This is a genomic window from Caulobacter segnis, from assembly GCF_019931575.1.
Taxonomy (GTDB): domain Bacteria; phylum Pseudomonadota; class Alphaproteobacteria; order Caulobacterales; family Caulobacteraceae; genus Caulobacter; species Caulobacter segnis_C.
Map to the genome: position 1 here is coordinate 899,353 of NZ_CP082923.1, position 13,918 is coordinate 913,270.

At 70.1% G+C, this 13,918-nt stretch carries 14 protein-coding genes; 8 read left to right on the forward strand and 6 right to left on the reverse strand.

Going from position 1 to position 13,918, the window contains the following annotated elements; translation table 11 throughout:
• Nucleotides 1-7: 7 nt before the first annotated feature.
• On the forward strand, nucleotides 8-757 hold the full coding sequence (locus tag K8940_RS04240; RefSeq protein WP_223393283.1) for an ABC transporter ATP-binding protein: 750 nt from the start codon (nucleotides 8-10) through the stop codon (nucleotides 755-757).
• Complete coding sequence (locus K8940_RS04245) at nucleotides 754-2,301, forward strand: hypothetical protein (protein WP_223393284.1); 1,548 nt, start codon at nucleotides 754-756, stop codon at nucleotides 2,299-2,301. Before K8940_RS04240 ends, K8940_RS04245 begins: the two co-directional genes overlap by 4 nt.
• Here K8940_RS04245 and K8940_RS04250 read toward each other — a convergent pair.
• The 3 genes from K8940_RS04250 to K8940_RS04260 all read right to left on the reverse strand — a co-directional run bounded on the left by K8940_RS04250 (nucleotide 2,298) and on the right by K8940_RS04260 (nucleotide 7,038).
• Nucleotides 2,298-4,562: a PAS domain-containing protein gene (locus tag K8940_RS04250; protein ID WP_223393285.1), complete on the reverse strand. Its 2,265-nt coding sequence runs from the start codon at nucleotides 4,560-4,562 to the stop codon at nucleotides 2,298-2,300. The two genes, K8940_RS04245 and K8940_RS04250, sit on opposite strands and share 4 nt — an antisense overlap.
• Nucleotides 4,563-4,718: 156 nt before the next feature.
• On the reverse strand, nucleotides 4,719-6,188 hold the full coding sequence (locus K8940_RS04255) for a DEAD/DEAH box helicase (protein WP_223393286.1): 1,470 nt from the start codon (nucleotides 6,186-6,188) through the stop codon (nucleotides 4,719-4,721).
• 400 nt (nucleotides 6,189-6,588) lie between these two features.
• Nucleotides 6,589-7,038 carry a nuclear transport factor 2 family protein gene (locus tag K8940_RS04260; protein WP_223393287.1) on the reverse strand — a complete coding sequence of 150 codons (450 nt, stop codon included), beginning with the start codon at nucleotides 7,036-7,038 and terminating at the stop codon, nucleotides 6,589-6,591.
• A gap of 119 nt (nucleotides 7,039-7,157) precedes the next feature.
• Between K8940_RS04260 and mutT the strand changes: the two genes are divergently transcribed.
• Nucleotides 7,158-7,562, forward strand: a complete 405-nt coding sequence (mutT, locus tag K8940_RS04265; RefSeq protein WP_223393288.1) for an 8-oxo-dGTP diphosphatase MutT — start codon at nucleotides 7,158-7,160, stop codon at nucleotides 7,560-7,562.
• Nucleotides 7,478-7,714: a Flp family type IVb pilin gene (locus K8940_RS04270; protein WP_223393289.1), complete on the forward strand. Its 237-nt coding sequence runs from the start codon at nucleotides 7,478-7,480 to the stop codon at nucleotides 7,712-7,714. Before mutT ends, K8940_RS04270 begins: the two co-directional genes overlap by 85 nt.
• A 3-nt stretch (nucleotides 7,715-7,717) precedes the next feature.
• Here the strand turns inward: K8940_RS04270 and K8940_RS04275 are convergent, their stop codons facing one another.
• A complete protein-coding gene (locus tag K8940_RS04275; protein ID WP_223393290.1) occupies nucleotides 7,718-8,629 on the reverse strand; it encodes a methyltransferase domain-containing protein in 912 nt (303 codons plus the stop codon).
• Here K8940_RS04275 and K8940_RS04280 point away from each other — a divergent pair.
• The 4 genes from K8940_RS04280 to K8940_RS04295 are packed head-to-tail and all read left to right on the forward strand — an operon-like array spanning nucleotide 8,629 to nucleotide 10,987.
• A complete protein-coding gene (locus K8940_RS04280) occupies nucleotides 8,629-9,420 on the forward strand; it encodes a ComF family protein (RefSeq protein WP_223393291.1) in 792 nt (263 codons plus the stop codon). The two genes, K8940_RS04275 and K8940_RS04280, sit on opposite strands and share 1 nt — an antisense overlap.
• A gap of 25 nt (nucleotides 9,421-9,445) precedes the next feature.
• Nucleotides 9,446-9,700 (forward strand): glutaredoxin 3, encoded by a 255-nt coding sequence (grxC, locus tag K8940_RS04285; RefSeq protein WP_223393292.1) that lies wholly within the window; start codon nucleotides 9,446-9,448, stop codon nucleotides 9,698-9,700.
• Nucleotides 9,697-10,533, forward strand: coding sequence for a carbon-nitrogen hydrolase family protein (locus tag K8940_RS04290; RefSeq protein WP_223393293.1), 837 nt, complete (start codon nucleotides 9,697-9,699; stop codon nucleotides 10,531-10,533). The genes grxC and K8940_RS04290 overlap by 4 nt, the downstream gene beginning before the upstream one ends.
• 19 nt (nucleotides 10,534-10,552) lie before the next feature.
• Nucleotides 10,553-10,987 (forward strand): DUF1178 family protein, encoded by a 435-nt coding sequence (locus tag K8940_RS04295; RefSeq protein WP_223393294.1) that lies wholly within the window; start codon nucleotides 10,553-10,555, stop codon nucleotides 10,985-10,987.
• Between the two features lie 89 nt (nucleotides 10,988-11,076).
• Here K8940_RS04295 and K8940_RS04300 read toward each other — a convergent pair whose 3' ends face one another.
• The gene (locus K8940_RS04300; protein ID WP_223393295.1) at nucleotides 11,077-13,386 is read right to left on the reverse strand and encodes a glycoside hydrolase family 31 protein; all 2,310 of its coding nucleotides are present in this window, start codon (nucleotides 13,384-13,386) and stop codon (nucleotides 11,077-11,079) included.
• 206 nt (nucleotides 13,387-13,592) lie between these two features.
• Complete coding sequence (locus tag K8940_RS04305) at nucleotides 13,593-13,895, reverse strand: glycine zipper 2TM domain-containing protein (protein ID WP_223393296.1); 303 nt, start codon at nucleotides 13,893-13,895, stop codon at nucleotides 13,593-13,595.
• Nucleotides 13,896-13,918 lie beyond the last annotated feature (23 nt).

Genomic DNA, 13,918 nt, shown 5'->3' on the forward strand with positions numbered 1-13,918 from the left:
GGCGGGTTTGACGGAAGCCTTGATCGTTCGCGGGTTGAACAAGACGTTCGCCAAGCCCGCGGTGTCGGACCTCGACCTGACGGTCCATGCCGGCGAGCTCTACGCCCTGCTGGGCCCCAACGGGGCGGGCAAGACCACCACCTTGCGGATGGTGGCGGGCCTGACCCAGGCCGACAGCGGGACGGTCGAGATCTTCGGCGTCGACGCCCGCCAGGATCCCGCCGGCGCCAAGGCCCTGCTGGCCTGGGCCCCCGACGAGGCGATGATCTACGACAAGCTGACGCCGCTGGAATATCTGGAGTTCGTCGCCGGCCTCTGGAACATCGAGCCGCGCGCCGCCAAGGCCAAGGCGGAAGAGCTCCTCGCCACCCTGGGCCTGACGGACGAGGCGCGGCGGCGGTGCGAGGGCTTCTCGCGCGGCATGAAGCAGAAGGTCGCCCTGGCCGGGGCGCTGATCCACGATCCCAAGCTCTTGATCCTGGACGAGCCGCTGACCGGGCTGGACGCGGCCGCCGCGCGCCTGGTCAAGGACATGCTGCAGGCCCGCGTCGACGCCGGCGGCACCGTGATCCTGACCACCCACATCCTGGAAGTCGCCGAGCGCATGGCCGACCGCATCGGCATCATCGCCGGCGGCCGCCTGCTGGCCGAGGGCACGCTGGACGAGCTGCGCGGCAAGGCCGGCGGCGGCGGGACGCTGGAGGACGTGTTCCTGCAGCTGACCACCGAGGCCGCGCCCGAGAAAGTCGGGGCATGAGCCTGCCGTTGCGGCCCGCCAGCACGCCCTGGCTGCTGGCCCACGAGCTGCGCCTGGCCTGGCGCGGCTTCAAGGCCGGCCGCAAGTCCAGCGGCCCGGGCGCGTTCGTCGCCTTCGCGATCCTGGGCGGCTTGATCCTGATCGGCGGGATCTTCCTGGCGCTGGCGGTGCGCGGGGTCGCGGTTCCGATCGTCCCGATGGCCGTGATCATCGCCGACCTGGCCCTGGCGGTGATCCTGACCCTGATGTTGTCGACCACCTTGGCGGCCTCGGCCGACGCCCTCTACGAGCGGGGCGACCTGGACCTGCTGTTCTCCTCGCCCCTGGCCCCGCGCAAGGTGCTGTTCGTCCGGGCCCTGGGCCTGGCCGTCAACGCGGCGCTCTGGTTCATGGTCCCGGCGGCGCTGCTCCTGACGCCGTCGATCCTGATGGGCCACCCCGCCTGGGCGAGCGTCTTCGTCGTGCTGGTCGCCGCCGCCCTGGGGGCGTCCGGGATCGGCCTGCTGCTGGCCATGGCCCTGTTCGCCCTGATCGGCCCGCGCCGCACGCGCACCGTGGCCCAGGTGCTGGCGGCCCTGATCGGCGCGGCCTTCTTCCTCGCGTCGCAGTACCGCAACCTGATGGGCGAGCGGGCCAGCGAAAGCCTGTTCGCGCGCATCGCCCTGGACGTCCGCGACGGCGTCATCGTCCTGCCGCCCTTCGCCGACTGGCCGCTGCGCGCGGCGCTGGGCCAGCCGGTCCCGCTGCTGGTCCTGGTGGCGATCGGGGCGGGGATCTTCCTGTTCGCCGCCCAGGTGCTGGGCCGGCGCTTCGCCGATGCGGCCGCCGCCACCCAGGGGGCCGAGACCCGCAAGGCGGCCAAGGGACCCACCCGCGCCTTCGCCGCCGGCGCCTTCCGGGCCACGGTGCGCAAGGAGCTGCGCCTGATCAGCCGCGACGCGGCCCTGCTGTCGCAGGTGCTGCTGCGGGTGCTGTACATGCTGCCCCTGGCCTTCGCTATGGCGCGAGGGGCCGCGCATCTGCCGGCCTGGGCGCTGGCGGGGCCGGCGGCGGCGGTGACCTTCCTGGCCGGCCAGGTGACCGGCAGCCTGATCTGGATCACCGTCTCGGCCGAGGACACGCCCGACCTGCTGGCTATCGCGCCGGCGCCGATGAGCGTGCTGCGCCGGGCCAAGCTGGCCGCCGCCCTGATCCCGGTCGCCGTGCTGTTGGCCGCCCCCATCGCGGTGCTGGCCTGGTTCGCGCCGCTGGCGGCCCTGTGGACCGCGGTCGGCGCGGGCCTGACGGCCTGGAGTTCGGGGCTGATCGGCATCTGGCATCAGAAGCCCGGCAAGCGCGCCGACTTCCGCCGCCGCCGCGCCGGCTCGTTCCTGGCCGCCCTGGCCGAATTGGGGATCGCCGCCCTGATCGGCGGCGCGACGGCCCTGGCCGTGGCTGGCTGGTACGTCTGGGCGCTGCCGCCACTGATCGTGGCGGGGGCGCTGATGATGGCGCTGCGGCGGACGGATGAGCAGATCGCGGCGGCGCTCAGGGCGGCCAGCTAGGCCTCCAGCAGCGCCCGGATCCGGCAGATCACCCCGTCGGGGTGGAAGTCGATCGCCGCCGAGCCCGACAGCTCGGCCGCCAGACCGCGCTCGATCAGGCGCGAGCCGAAGCCCCGGTCGGTGGGCGGCCGCACGGGAGGTCCGCCGCGCTCGGTCCAGGTCAGGTCCAGCCGCGCCGCGCCGGGGTCGGGGACCAGGTTCCAGGCCACGCGGACGCGACCCTCGGGCGTCGACAGGGCGCCATACTTGATGGCGTTGGTGGCCAGCTCGTGCAGGGCCATCGACAGCGACAGGGCGGTCTTGGGCGACAGGCGCACGGCGGGGCCGGACAGCTCGAAGCGGGCCTGGCCGCCGTGCAGGTCGGCCAGCCGCGTGGTCACCTCGTGCAGGTCCGCGCCCTCCCAGTTCTCGCGGGTCAGGAGATCGTGGGCCTCGGCCAGGGCGACGATGCGGTTGGAGAAGGCCTCCTGCGCCTGGTCCAGGGCCCGCTCGCCGGTGAAGCTCTGGGCGGCGATGGCCTGGATGGTCGCCAGGCTGTTCTTCACGCGGTGGTTCAGCTCGTTGACCAGCAGGCGCAGGTGCAGCTCGGCGCGCTTGCGGTCGGTGACGTTGACCACGGCCCCGACGAAGCGGCAGGCCTTGCCGTCGTCGTCGAAGAACACTTTGCCCTTCACGTTCAGCCAGCGCTCGACATGGTCGTCGGGACCGATGAAGCGGAACTCGACCGCGTAGTCGGCGCGGATGTCCGGGTCCTGGGCCAGGCGCATGCCTTCGATCACGCGGCCCTGGTCGGCGGGGTGGATGTGGGGAATGAAGATGTCGGGCGGCAGCGGCGGGCCCGACTTGACGCCGAACATGGGAAAGCAGCGGTCCGACCAGATCACGTCGCCGGTGTCGAGATTGATGTCCCAGGTGCCGACATCGGCCGCGTCGATCGCCAGGCGCAGGGTCTCTTCCTGGCGCAGCAGCCGGTCGATGGCCTCGCGCCGCTCGGTGACGTCCGAGACCACGCCCACGAAGCGCACGCATTGGCCGCCCTCGAAGAAGGCCCGTCCGAAGGTCTCGACCCAGCGCAGGGCGCCGTCGTCGTGGCGATGGATGCGGTACTCCATGTTGATCGCGCCGGCGCCGGCGGGATCGGTGGCGGCGATCACGGCGGCGCGCACGGCCGGCACGTCCTCGGGATGCAGCAGGCGCTCGAACGTCTCTTGGGTGGGGGGCTCGTCGGGCGACAGGCCGAAGATGCGGCGGGCGCGGGCGTCCCAGTATCTTTGGCCGAGGTGGGGCTTGTGGTCCCAGCGGCCCAGGCCGGCCGCCTGGGCGGCCATGTCCAGGTCCAGGCGCGCGGCGGCGAGGTCGGCCTCGACCTGCTTGCGCTCGGTGATGTCGATGATGACGCCGGCGTTGCGATGGGGCTGGCCGTCCTCGTCCAGATAGGCGCGGCCGCGGGTATAGACCCAGCGCACCGAGCCGTCGGCCCGGACCAGGCGGTACTCGTGCGAGAAGTCGCTCCCGTCGGCGGCGGCCCGCAGGGCGACGTCGCGCACGCCCTGGGCGTCGTCGGGATGGACGGCGGGGATGTAGCTCTGCACCGGCAGGCCGGCCGCGGCGAACTCGGGCGCGACGCTGTGCAGCTCGGCGTAGCGGGCGTCGGCATAGACCTTGTTGGCCTTGATGTCCCACTCCCAGGCGCCGACCACGCCGGCGGCCTCCCGCGCCATCTCGTAGCGCTCCTGGGTGGTGCGCAGGGTCTTCTGGTCGGCCACGGACTGCGAGATCTCGACGGCGGTGACCAGCACCCCGCCGACGCGGCTGGCGGCGGTCGCGTCCGGCACCGGGCTGTAGCTGACGGTGAAGTAGCCCAGTTCGACCACGCCCCGGCGGGTGACCCGCAGGGGTAGCTTCTCGAAGGCGAAGCCGCCGCTGGCGCCGGCGAGGATGTCCTCGTGCAGGGCGCGGATCGAGGCCTGGAATTCCGGCGAGGTGTCGCTGAACAGTACGCCCAGGGCCTGGGGGTGGTTCTCGTGCAGGGCCGGGCTGTAGGCGTCGTTGTAGATCAGCACCAGCTCGGGGCCCCAGCGCAGGGCCATGGGGAAGTTGGTGGCCAGGATCATGTCGGTGGCCAGCCGCAGGGCCGGCGACCAGTCATCCATCGGGCCCAGCGGGGTCGTCGACCAGTCGAACGCGCGGACGCGCCCAACCATCTCGCCGCCGGCGAGCCGTGTCAGAACAGGCGTGGCGCGCGGTTTGCCGTCGCCCATCGCTTCGAGTTCCCCATCCGGTCGAGGGACCGGCCCCTTAGGATGGTGACCTCATAGACGATGCGGACACAAGCTGCGCTGTAACGAAAGGACGCAGGTGCGCGAACGGGGCGACTTTCGCCGCCCCGTCCTTATAACGCTTTGTATTTCCAGGTATTAGTCGATCGGCGACCAGCGCTTTTCAGGCGCGGCGGCCGGGCGCTTAGGGCCCCGGAACTCGTTCTGGGGAGGCTTGGCCTTCTGACCCTGCCCCTGACCTTGACCGGGGCCACGGCCCTGACCCTGGCGCGGCTGGCTCTTGCCCTGGGCGTTTTGTCCGCCGCCGGAGCGTCCGCCGCCGCCATTGCCGCCATTGGCGCCATTGCGATTTCCGTTGCGGTTGCGCTTGCGGCGCAGTTCCGACGGCACGTCGTTGCGCGGGTCGGCCTTGCGGGGATCCACGTACTTCTCGGCGGGGACCAGCTTGTCGGCCACGGCCGCGGCGGCCGCCAGCTGCTTATCGTTGCGACGGTCGAAGGCCGGGATCGTCTGGCGGGTGGCCTTCTGGATGTCCTTCAGCAGGTTGCGCTCGTCATCGGCGCAGAAGCTGATGGCGATGCCGTCCTTGCCCTTGCGGGCGGTGCGGCCGATCCGGTGGACATAGGCCTCCGGCACGTTGGGCAGCTCGTAGTTGATGACGTGGCTGACATCGTTGACGTCGATGCCGCGCGCGGCGATGTCGGTCGCCACCAGGGCCCGCATCTCGCCGGCCTTGAAGGCGGCCAAGGCGCGCTCGCGCTGGCCTTGCGTCTTGTCGCCGTGGATCGAGGCGGCCTCGACGCCGGCGGCGTTCAGGTATTTGGCCACCCGGTCGGCGCCGCGCTTGGTGCGGGTGAAGACGATCGAGCGCGAGAAGTTGCTATCGGCGAACAGCTCGGCCAGCAGCGGACGCTTGCGTTGCGCCTCGATGAACAGGACGCGCTGGTCGATGCGCTCGACGGTGGTGGCCTGCGGGGCCACCGAGACCTGCACCGGATCCTTCAGCAGCTCACCGGCCAGCTTGCCGATCTCGGTCGGCATGGTCGCCGAGAAGAACAGGTTCTGGCGGTTCTTGGTCAGCTGGCTGGCGATCTTGCGGATCGGCACCACGAAGCCCAGGTCCAGCATCTGGTCGGCTTCGTCCAGGACGAAGATCTCGGTGCCCGAGACGATGGCCGACTTCTCGGCCATGTGGTCCATCAGGCGGCCAGGCGTGGCGACCAGCACGTCGATGCCGCCGGCCAGGGCCTTCATCTGCGGGCCGTACTTCACGCCGCCATAGATGGTGTGGACCGACAGGCCCATGTGTACGGCGTAGGCCTTGAAGTTCTCGGCGATCTGGGTGGCCAGCTCGCGGGTCGGCGACAGCACCAGGCAGCGGAAGCCGCGGCGCGGGGCCGGCTTACGGTCCTCGGCCAGGCGCTGAAGGATGGGCAGGGCGAAGGCGGCGGTCTTGCCGGTGCCCGTCTGGGCGATGCCCAAGAGGTCCTTGCCCTGCAGCACCACCGGAATGGCCTGGGCCTGGATCGGCGTCGGTTCCTTGTAGCCCTTCTCGGCCAGCGCCTTCAGCAGCGGCTTGGCCAGGCCAAGGTCGGAAAATTGAGTCACGAGTGTTTGTCTTAATCATGCGCCGAATGCAGCCCATGCGTCCTCGCACGGCTGGCCCCTCGGCTAGTCGGTCGGGGGAGCGCCCCGCGTGCACGGGCTCTCTAATGAGAAGCTCTTCAGGGCGCTCGACAGGCTGGTCCGAAAGGACCCTCACGCGGCTGGAGCACCGATAGCGCCATGGTGGCGCAGGGCTCATATCTTATGTTGCGGTGCAAAAGTCAAGGAACAGCGATGTCGCGGCTCCGCGCGGTGTCTCTCCTCCCCTCTGGGGGAGGGGGACCGCCGAACGGCGGTGGAGGGGGCTTTGGGGCGCGGCCTATGCAGAACCGCTTCGCGGACCCCCTCCGTCTCGGAGCGTATTCGCGCCGATCCACCTCCCCCTAATGGGGAGGAGGGTGAACTACGACGCCGGCTTCGCCTTCGGGGCCACGTCGAAGATCTTGTGCACGATCTTCCAGCCGTCCGGGGTCTTCAAGAGCTGCATGTAGTCGGTCAGGACGGCGGTCGGGTAGTCCAGCACGATCTTGGCGCTGGCGGCCGAGCCGGTGATCGAGATCGACTCGATCCAGCGCTTGCGCTGGGCCTCGTCGGCGGCGGGCTTGCCCGTCGCGCCAGCGATGTACTCGTCGTCCGAGCGCTGCATCAGGGCGTTGTCGCGGATCCACATCAGGCGACTGTCGTCGTGGAAGGCCTGGCGGAATTCCTTGGGGTCGCCGGTGGCGTGGCCGGCCAGATAGTGCTCCAGCGCCGCGCGGACGGCGGGTTCCTCAGGATTGGAAGCTTGGGCCAAGGCCGGGGCCGTGGTCAGCAGGGCCGCGCCGGCGGCCAGCATGGCGAGCGTCTTGTGCATGGTGTCCCTCCCAGTGACGAGAAAGTTACGAATGTAAATGCGGCGGAGGTTGGGCGAGACCCGCTCTCCCCTTTTTGGGGAGGATTGACCCGCCCGCGTCGCCACGCCACACCGGCCTCATGACCAAGCCCACCCTTCTCGTCGCCGCCGCCGCCCTGATCGATGTCGATGGGCGCGTGCTGATCTGCCAGCGGCCGCGGGGCAAGCAGCTGGCCGGCCTGTGGGAGTTTCCGGGCGGCAAGGTCGAGCCGGGCGAGACGCCGGAGGAATGCCTGATCCGCGAGCTGCACGAGGAGCTGGGCGTCACCGTCGCCCAGGCCTGCCTGGCGCCGTTCGTGTTCGCGTCGCACGGTTACGAGTCTTTTCACCTCCTGATGCCACTGTATTTGCTGCGTCGCTGGGAGGGCCAGGTGACGCGCAAGGAGCATGAGGCGCTGGCATGGGTGAAACCGGACAAGCTCGGGGACTATCCGATGCCGCCCGCGGACGAGCCCCTGGTCGCCTGGCTGCGCGACCTGCTCTGAAGACCTTTTGGCGCGACGAAAGCGGGTCCTCGGCCGTCGAGCTGGGCATCATCGTCGCCCTGGTCGTCGTGGTCCTCGTGGCGGGGCTGACGGTGCTGACCAACGGCCTCGGTTCGGCCTTCCAAAAGGCCTCGACGGCCGTCGGATCCTGAGGTTCAGCCCGGCTTGTCGCCGGCCGATTGTTCCGTCGTTCCCAGCGCGTCGGCCAGGCGCATCTTGGCCGAGCCCGGCCGCAGCGGCTTCTGCTGGCTGTCGTGCGGCGCCCAGCCGGTGACCGAGACGATCTCGAACGTCGCCGGCACCTTGCCGTCGGCTTCGGCGAAGCGCTCGGCATAGAGCTCCATCGCCCGGAACAGCACCTTCTTCGTTAGCGGCTTGCGCGAGCGGTCCAGCAGCACGCTGGTCTCGCCCATGCGCCGCAGGTCCTGCAGCAGGGCCAGCGGGTGGGCGTAGCGCACCTTGACGCGATCGACGTCGGCGACGGGCAGGGCGAAGCCGGCCCGCTGCAAGAGACCCGCCGCGTCGATGGCGTCGGCGAACGGCGAGACCCGCATCGAGGCGCCGTCCGACAGCTCGGCCTCGGCGGCCAGCAGGCTCTGGCGCAGCTCGGTCAGGGTGGCCCCGCCGAAGATCGCCCCGACGAACAGGCCGTCGGGCCGCAGCGCCCGGCGGATCTGGATCAGGGCGCCGACCAGGTCATTGGTCCAGTGCAGCGACAGGGTCGAGGTGACCAGGTCCAGGGTCGCGTCGCCGAACGGCAGGCGCTCCTCGTCGGCCGCCACGCGCAGGGTGTCGCGGCCCGAGAGCATGCGCCCCGACAGGTCGGCCTCGATCAGCACATCGATGCTGGCGCGGGCGTCGCTGGCTTCCAAGGCCTTGAAAAAATGGCCATTTCTCGCGCCGAGGTCGACGGCGACCGGAAAGCGTCGCAGGATCGTCTCCAGCCGCATGACCACGTCCTGGGCCGCGCGGGCCTTGAGAAAGTCGGCGGACGCGAAGTCGGGCGCGGCGCGGTCGAGACGGGCGCGGTGCAGGGCGCGGTCGAAGAGCAGGGGCGAGGCGGTCATTGCGCGCGGAACATGGCGATTCCGAACCGGGATGGAAAGCGGGACCTCTCGTTATCGGTCCGGTTTGGCGCGATTGGGGGCGGGGCCTGCTGGACCTGCTGCTGCCGCCCTCCAGCCTGGACGGCGCGGCGGCCCTGAGCGGCGGGCTGACGGCGGCGGCCTTTTCCAAGGTGACCTTCCTGGACGACCCGGTCTGCGACGGCTGCGGCCTGGCCATGGCCTATGCCGACGAGGCGCGCTGCCCGGCTTGCCAGGCCAAGCCCAGGGCGTTCCGGCGAGCCCGCGCCGCCTGCGTCTATGACGAGCACTCGCGGGACCTGGTCCTCAAGCTCAAGCACGCCGATCGGCCGGAGCTGGCGGGCCTGTTCGCCCGCTGGCTGTCGCGGGCCGCGACCCCGCTGCTGGACGCGGCCGACGCCGTGGTCCCCGTGCCGGTCCACCGCGCCCGCCTGCTGCGCCGCCGCTACAACCAGGCCGCCGAGATCGCCCGGCCGCTGGCCCGCCTGGCGGGGCTGGCCTACCTGCCCGACGCCCTGGTCCGCAAGCGCGACACCGCCAGCCAGGGCGGCAAGTCGGCCTCGGGCCGGCGGCGCAACGTGGCGGCCGCCTTCGCCGTCCCCGAGGCGCGGCGGGGGCAGGTGGCCGGACGGCGGATCGTTCTGGTCGATGACGTGTTGACCACCGGCGCCACGGCCGAGGGCTGCGCCAGGGCGCTGCTGGCGGCCGGCGCGGCGGACGTGACCCTATCCGTGGTCGCCCGCGTTACAGAAATGCAGACGCGTCCTATATGAGGACGCACACTCCACGAGTCAGAGCATGGCCCACGTCACCATCTACACCCGTCCCTTCTGCGGCTACTGCGCCCGCGCCCTCGCCCTGCTGGACGAGAAGGGCGCCGACTTCACCGAGGTCGAGGCCGGCATGGATCCCAATCTCCGCCAGGAGATGATGCAGCGCTCGGGCCGCACGACCTTCCCGCAGATCTTCGTCGGCGACCAGCATATCGGCGGCTGCGACGACATGATGGCCCTGGAACGCGAGGGCAAACTGGACGCGCTTCTGGCCGCATGAACACGTCCGAGTCTCTCCGGGTCGGCCTGATCCAGACGCGCACGCCCGCGACCCACGCGGCGGCGCTGGCGCATGTCGCGCCGCTGGTCCGCGAGGCGATCGCGGGCGGCGCGCAATTCGTGCTGACCCCGGAATGCACCAACGTCGTCCAGAAGGACCGGAGCAAGCTGCTGCCGATCCTGGCGGCGCTGGAGGACGACATCGTCGTCAACGGCCTGCGCGAGATCGCGGCCGAGACCGGGACCTGGATCGACGTCGGCTCGGCCCTGGTGCGGCGTGAGGACGGTGAGAAGGCCGCCAACCGGCAGGTGGTCATCGACCCGACCGGCGCGATCGTCGCCACCTACGACAAGCTGCACATGTTCGATGTCGATCTGCCGACCGGGGAGACGGCGCGCGAATCTTCGGCCTACGCGCCGGGCGAGCAGGCGGTGGTGGTCGAGACGCCGCTGGCGAAGTTTGGCCTGACCATCTGCTACGACATGCGCTTTCCGGCCCTGCACCGAGCCCTGGCCCTGGGCGGCGCGACCGTGCTGACCGCCCCGGCCGCCTTCACCCGGCCGACCGGCGAGGCGCACTGGGACGTGCTGCTGCGGGCCCGGGCCATCGAGACCGGCTCGTTCGTCATCGCCGCCGCCCAGGGCGGTTTCCACGAGGACGGACGCGGCACCTGGGGCCGCTCGATCGCCATCGGGCCGTGGGGCGAGGTGATCGGCAAGCTTGACCACGATGAGCCCGGCGTGCTGTTGGCCGATCTCGACCTGCCGGCCGCCGACAAGGCGCGGGCGGCGATCCCTGTCCTCCAGAACGCCCGGCCTTTCGTCGGGCCGTAGAAATCTCCATCTTAGTGCGATGATCAAGTACGCGCTTCAGTGCGATCACGCCCATGAGTTCGAGGGCTGGTTCGGCTCGTCGGCGGACTATGACGACCAGGCCGCGCGCGGCCTCGTCGAATGCCCCGTCTGCGGCTCGCGCGGCGTCTCCAAGCAGATCATGGCGCCCGCCGTGGCGGGCACGAAGGCCCAGCGCTCCGCCCCGACCGTCGATCCGAAGATGCGCGAGATGATGATGACGGCCATGGGCGAGGTCCGTCGGCACGTCGAGGACAACTTCGACTATGTCGGCGACGCCTTCGCCAAGGAGGCCCGCGCCATCCACGAGGGCAAGTCCGAGGAACGCGGCATCTACGGCGAGGCCTCGCCCACCGAGGTCAAGGCCCTAGTCGAGGACGGCGTCAAGGTCGCCCCGCTGCCGCCGGCGGCGCCGAAGAAGACGGACGTGAACTAGAGCGGCGGCCGAAAGTGTGAGCGGTTTGGGCGCCCGCCACGCTTTCGATGTTTGAAATCGAGCCCGTTCCCATCGGAAACAGGCAGGCTCTAGCGGCAGTCCGGCAGCGGAACCTCGAGCGCGGCGCCGGCGTAGCGGACGGACGAGGCCGCGCCGGTCGGGGCGCAGACGACCCTCAGCGCCATCGTGACCTTCATGCCAGGAAAGCGTCCGTCGCGCGCGCCGACGCGCAGGACGTGACGCGCGTCGGTCCAGGTCAGCGGGGTCGTGGCGCGCTCGCCCTTCTCGTAGCCATAGCCGTCGCCGGCGTCGTCATAGAGTTCGAACTGGCCGTCGCGGCCCGGATAGACTCGGATCTCCAGCGGTTCTTGGCTGGGTTGGTCGGCGTAGGACAACACTGGCCCCAAGGGCAGGATGGTCCCGGCGGGAACGTGGACGGGGATCGTGTCGATGTCGGCCTTGACGGCCACCACCTTGCCGCCGGCCATCTTCGTTCCGGTCCAGAAGTCGTACCAGTCGCCCTTGGGCAGGTAGACCGCGCGGATGTCGGCGTCCTTCTGGATCACGGGGCTGACCATCAGGCCGCGGCCGAACATGTACTGGTCGCGCAACGTCAGCACGTTGGGGTCCGTCCTGAAGTCCATGACCAGGGGGCGCATCATCGTGCCGGCCCGCTGGGTGACCTCCCAGGCGGTCGAGTAGATGTAAGGCAGCAGGCGATAGCGCAGCTTGTCGTAGGCGATCAGCCGCTGCTGGACCTCCGGCGCGAAGGCCCAAAGCTCCTTGCCCTTGCCCGTGCCGTGGACACGGAACATCGGGTTGAACACGCCGAACTGGTACCAGCGGGTGAAAAGCTCGGCATAGGCGGGATCTTGGGGATCGCCGCCGAAGAAGCCGCCGATGTCGGCCGACCAGTAGGGGATGCCGCTGATCGAGAAGTTCAGGGCCGCGGGGACCTGCTTGGCCAGCGTGTCCCAGTTGCCTTCCACATCGCCCGACCAGGTGATGGCGGCGTTGCGCTGCTGTCCGGCATAGGCCGAGCGCGTCAGAATGAAGGCGCGCTTCTCGGGCATGTCGCGCCGCATGCCGTCATGGACGGCCGTGGTGTGCAGCAGGGGGTAGCTGTTGAAGGTCTCCGCGCCCGGGCCGGCGGCCGTCGAAAGCCCGGCCATCTGGCCAGGCTTGCCGCCCAGCTCGGCTTCGGCGCCATCCAGCCACCAGCCGTCGAAGCCGTAGCGTCCCAGGTTGCGCATGATCTGCTTCCAGTAGATCGCGCGCCCCGTCGCCGACCAGGCGTCGTACCAGCGCCCCAGGCCCTCCGGATAGACGTTGGGATAGATCGGCTCGAACAGGGCGCCGGCCTTTCGCAGCTCGTCATGGTTGGCGGTGGTCAGGTCGAAGCGCGGCCAGACCGAGATGATGATGCGCGCGTTCAGGTCATGAACGGCCTTCACCAGGCCCGCGGGGTCGGGGAAACGCGCGGGATCGAACTGGTGGCTGCCCCAGCCCCCCGGCGACCAGTACTGCCAGTCCTGGACGACCGCGTCGAAGGGGACGCCCAACGCCCGGTAGCGCCGCACGATCGACAGGGTCTCGTCCTGGGTCTGGTAGCGCTCCTTGGATTGCCAGAGGCCCCAGGTCCAACGGGCCATCAGCGGCGCCTGGCCCGTCAGGCCGCGATAGCCGCCGACCACCTGATCGATGTCCGGGCCGTAGATGAAGTGATAGTCGACGCCGCCGCCCGCCTCTGACTTGAAGCGCAGGCTGTGGGCGTATTGCGGCGTGGCCACGTCCACGCGCGTGGACGCCGGGTTGTTCCACAGTACGCCGTAGCCGTTCGAGGACACCGCCATCGGCACGCCCACGTCGGTATTGATCTGCTGCAGCAGCACGCTGGCGCCGCGATAGTCCAGCTGGCCGCCCTGATGTTGGCCCAGACCGTAGACCGCCTCTCGGGCGCCGAGATCGAAGCGCTGGCCGGGGGCCCCGGCTGTCGAGTCCTGGCCCGCCGCGGCGGCGCGAAGGATGCGTTGGCCGTCAGCGGTGAGGAACAGGATCTCTCCCGAGGCGCGATCGACGCTGACCCGCAGCGCCGCTGTCTTGAGGATCGTCCTGTCGCCCTGTTCTTCGATCGTCCAGCGTCCGGGGCGGGGTTGGGCGATGACGGCCGGATTGTAGGTCCCCGTCCACGCGCCATCGGCCGAGAAGCGGACGCGGACGATATTGTCGGACCAGAGATCCAGCCTCAGGACGCCCTGGGGCAGGCGAAACTCGACTCCTGAAGACGTCTTCTGGGTGACGACCGCCGCGGGGGATTGCGCTTTCGCATAGCCTGCGGTGCCGAGAATCAAAGCCGCCGCGGCCATCGTGATTAGGCCGAAGTCGTTCCGCCGCCGCATGCCGTCATCTCCCTGGATGTCGGCCTTGGGACTGTTGTCCGCCTATTACTCCGACAAGTGTCCTACGAATGCCCGTTCGCGGGATGTCGGTAAAGGGGGCTCGCGCCGAAGGGTGTTTAGCGCGCGTCTCGCGGGCCGCCGGACAAGCGAAAGGGGCGCGGAACTCGTCCCGCGCCCCTCGAACCCTTCTCCATCGCCCCTAGCGGTTAGCGATAGCGGTACTCGTAATGGCACTTCTTCTTGCCCTTGCCGATCTCGTGACCGGCGACGGCGCCGACGGCGCCGCCCAGCAGCGTGCCTTCGGTCTTGTTGCCGTGGCCGGCGACGGTGTTGCCCAGCAGGGCGCCGCCGAGGCCGCCGATGACGGCGCCGTTCTTGGCCTTGGACTTGTTGCAGACCAGGACGCGGTAGCGGCTGCGCGACTGGGCGTCGGCGGCGGTGACGACCACGCTGCTGGCGGTGAAGCCGACGACGGTGGCCAGGACGATAGCTTTCAGGCGGGCGCGCATGGCGGGCTCTCCGATAGTGTTCT